This is a genomic window from Komagataeibacter melomenusus, from assembly GCF_013155395.1.
Lineage (GTDB): Bacteria > Pseudomonadota > Alphaproteobacteria > Acetobacterales > Acetobacteraceae > Komagataeibacter > Komagataeibacter melomenusus.
On the sequence record NZ_JABJWC010000130.1, the window covers coordinates 1 to 255 of the forward strand.

At 57.3% G+C, this 255-nt stretch carries 1 protein-coding gene; it reads left to right on the forward strand.

Going from position 1 to position 255, the window contains the following annotated elements; genetic code table 11:
* On the forward strand, positions 1 to 212 hold a 212-nt coding region (locus HNW77_RS18240), incomplete at its 5' end, for a VIT1/CCC1 transporter family protein (protein WP_172159347.1).
* Positions 213 to 255: the final 43 nt, after the last annotated feature.

A 255-nucleotide genomic window follows, 5' to 3' on the forward strand; every position in this document is an offset into this window, starting at 1 on the left:
TGCCCGTGCTGGCAGCCCTGCTGTCGCCAGCCAGCGTGGTCTCGTGGAGTGTATCCGCTGTATCCCTGATTGGTCTGGCGGTGTTGGGAGTCGTGGGTGCGCGTGCAGGTGGGGCCTCACCATGGCGTCCGGCAATGCGGGTCATATTCTGGGGCATCGTAGCGATGGCCGTGACGGCTGCCATCGGCCGGATATTCGGGGTACAGACATAATGTATTAAATATTTCTGTATATTGAACGAATGGAATGATATCG